Source organism: Methylobacterium sp. E-046, assembly GCF_022829625.1.
Classification (GTDB): domain Bacteria; phylum Pseudomonadota; class Alphaproteobacteria; order Rhizobiales; family Beijerinckiaceae; genus Methylobacterium; species Methylobacterium longum.
On sequence record NZ_JAKSYP010000235.1, the window covers coordinates 1 to 3,104 of the forward strand.

Here is a 3,104-nt window from a genome sequence, read left to right on the forward strand (position 1 = left end):
GCCGGTCAAGAAGGCGGTTCCGATCGAGTACGTCCGCGTCTGCTCCACCTACGGCGCCGGCTTCTTCTACATTCCCGGCACCGACACCTGCCTGCGCCTCTCCGGCCGCGCGCGGTTCGAGGGCGGCTACCAGACCGCCTATACCCGCCAGTTCAACCAGGGTGGCGACACCGCGGGTTACGGCACCCGGATGCGCATCAACCTCGATGCCCGCACTCAGACCGGCTACGGCACCCTGCGCGCCTTCGTGCGCCTCGACGCCGGCTACCGCTCGGGTGGTCCCTACGGCGGCGGCACCTCCGGCACGCAGCAGCGCATCGGCCAGGCCTTTCCGGCGCTCGGCGTCGATCAGTTCGGCCGCGGCCAGTCGTACATGAACGTCGACAAGGCGTTCATCCAGTTCGCCGGCCTCACCGCCGGTCGCGCCTCCTCGTTCTTCGACTTCTACGCCCACGACTTCGAGTTCACCGGCGCCACGGCCGGCTCGGACGTGTTCTCGACGAACCTGCTCGCCTACACCGCCACGCTCGGCAACGGCCTGTCGGCCACGATCTCGGCCGAAGATCCGATCTTCCGCCGGACCGGCCTCTTCTCCCCGACGGTCAACGCCGCCAACGTCACGGTCAACGCGGCCATCACGAACTTCGGCATCACCAACTCGCCGATCCCGGTGATCACCGGGTTCAACGCCGCCGGCGCCCCGTCGCGCTTCAACTTCGTCGACGGCATCGAGAAGAGCCGGATGCCCGACGTCGTCGGCGTGCTCCGCCTCGATCAGGCCTGGGGTTCGGCTCAGGTCTCGGCCGCCGTCCACGAGCTGAACGTCAACAACGTCCAGAACACCCTCGGCTTCATCCCGGGCACGGGCCTCGGCACCGCCGCAACGGCGGCCACGGGCGGCTCGAACGTGAGCATCGCACACACCAACACGGCCTACGGCTTCGCCGTGCAGGGCGGCATCAAGGTCAACGCGCCGTTCATCGCTCCGGGCGACGCGCTGTACGTCCAGGCCGCCTACGCGAACGGTGCGCAGCTCTACTCCGGCTACTCCTCGTACTCGGGCTCCTACACCCAGTCGGCCACCACCATTCAGGGCCAGAAGTTCACGCAGTTCTTCAACGACGCGCAGATCAACCCGTTCACGGGCCAGATCGAGAAGAACGACAACGTCACGGTGTCGGCGGCCTACCTGCACTACTGGTCGCCGGAGTGGCGCTCGGCCTTCTTCGGCTCCTACGGCGAGCAGAACTTCGCCAGCGGCTCGCGGCTGGCCCAGGGCCAGATCTTCAACATCATCAACCCGGCGAACTCGTTCGGTGCCAACGGCGTGGGCACGCCCGGCACGCGCTTCTACGCGCTCAGCCAGGCGCTCCGCGACACCTACCAATTCGTCGCCGGCGCGAACGTGATCTGGTCGCCCGTCAAGGATCTGGATATCGGTCTCGAAGGCTTCTACACGCAGATCGGCGTGAAGAACGGCCGCGTCATCGACGTCGACAAGGATCCGACCGCCTACTCGCGCGTCGCCGCGATCAACGCCGGTGGCCTCGTCCGCACCACGACCTCGGACGGCGTCTCCCAGATCCGCGTCCGCATCCAGCGCGACTTCTAATTTCCAGATCGAGACCGGTTGTTCTCCAAAGCTTCCTGGTCTTGATGTCCCCGTGCAAAGGGACCCTCACTGCCCGGCCGAAAGGCCGGGCTTTTTGTTGTGCTGTTGCCGCGGTCGCTCTCCGGCAGGGCCAAAGAGATCCCCGGCGCCGGTGACCTGCGCCGGAAGCCCGACCTGACGGACGACGCGATCAAGGCCGCCACGGACGCCTTCCGGACGGACGAGGGCGCCAAGCCGTCCGCGTTCTAGTCCGGCCACAGGATCGGCGTGGGTAAGGCCCTCGCCATGCATCGGCAGGCAAGAAGCTGCTGACCGCTGTGTTGCCATTTGTTGCTGTAGCCGGATGGCAACAGTTTTAGTTCCACGGCCGGGCCCGGTCCAGGCAAAGGCCCCGGAGGTCCCGCTGCCGGCAACGTCGCGGTGACGGCCGACACGACGCTCAATCCCCGCACCTATTGCGGCGGGCTGCACATCACCGGGACGGCCAGCGTCACGCTCAATCCGGGCGTCTACATCATCAAGGACGGCCCGCTGATCGTGGACAAAACAGCCGGCATGACGGGCCAGAACGTCGGCTTCTACTTCATGGGCGACGCGGCCGGCGTGCTGTTCGACGCCAGCACCACGATCAGCCTGACGGCTCCGGTGAGCGGCCCGTTGGCCGGCTTCCTGATGACCGAGCAACCCGGCGTCTCGGCTCCGGTGCCGCCCCCGCCGCCGCCGCCCTCGCCGCCGTCGATGCCGCTGCGCGAGTACCGGATCATCAGCAACAACGCCCGCACGATGCTGGGCACGATCTACTTGCCGGCGGGCCGGCTGTTCATCGACGGCAAGGCGGCTGTGAGCGACCAGCCCGCCTACACGGTGATCGTCACGCAGCTCCTCGATCTCTACGATGGACCGACCCTGTACCTGAACGCCAACTACGACGCGACGAGCGTGCCGGTGCCGAAGGGCGTGGGGCCGGTGAACGGCAAGATCCTGCTCACACAGTAGGTCTGATGCCTGGGCCGCCCATCGAGCCGCGCCGCGCGGTGGCGGCATCGGAGTGCAGGGCGGGGGTGAAGCCGGAGGATATCCAGCCAAGCTGCGGCCGACGGAGCCGTGGGGCCCTGCGGCCGATACCGGGCCGGCCTGGCACCTTCCGAGCGGCGTCGATGGGACGCGCACTTGGCCGGGCGAGCCAGGACGATATGGCGGCCCGACCGATGGGGTGGACTCAGCAGTTGTCGGCGCCGGGCTTCACGGGCTGACCTTCCGGAGCCTTCTTCGAGCCGTCGTCCTTCATGGCGGCGCCCGTGTTGGTCATGGCGCCGACCGTGCCGGGGGACTCCGCCTTGGCGCCGGGGGGCACCTTGGCGGTCGAGCCCCCATCGACATTCGAGCTGCTGTCCTTCCCGGTGGCCGCATTCGTCGTCGTGCCGACGTTGCACGGCGCAGCAACAGCCAGGCTCGCTGACAGCGTGAGCATCGTGGCGGCGGTGGCGATCTT

At 67.8% G+C, this 3,104-nt stretch carries 4 protein-coding genes; 3 read left to right on the plus strand and 1 reads right to left on the minus strand.

Going from position 1 to position 3,104, the window contains the following annotated elements:
• From MKK82_RS24630 to MKK82_RS24640, 3 genes are all read left to right on the plus strand, one after another.
• The coding region (locus MKK82_RS24630) for a porin (protein WP_243987189.1) at positions 1–1,612 on the plus strand (1,612 nt) is incomplete at its 5' end.
• A gap of 99 nt (positions 1,613–1,711) precedes the next feature.
• A complete protein-coding gene (locus tag MKK82_RS24635; RefSeq protein WP_238293875.1) occupies positions 1,712–1,861 on the plus strand; it encodes a hypothetical protein in 150 nt (49 codons plus the stop codon).
• A gap of 171 nt (positions 1,862–2,032) precedes the next feature.
• The gene (locus MKK82_RS24640; RefSeq protein WP_373323415.1) at positions 2,033–2,608 is read left to right on the plus strand and encodes a hypothetical protein; all 576 of its coding nucleotides are present in this window, start codon (positions 2,033–2,035) and stop codon (positions 2,606–2,608) included.
• A 223-nt stretch (positions 2,609–2,831) separates the two neighbouring features.
• On the opposite strand, the gene MKK82_RS24645 is transcribed toward MKK82_RS24640, so the two are convergent.
• Positions 2,832–3,104: hypothetical protein (locus MKK82_RS24645; RefSeq protein ID WP_243987190.1), on the minus strand; the 273-nt coding region annotated here is incomplete at its 5' end.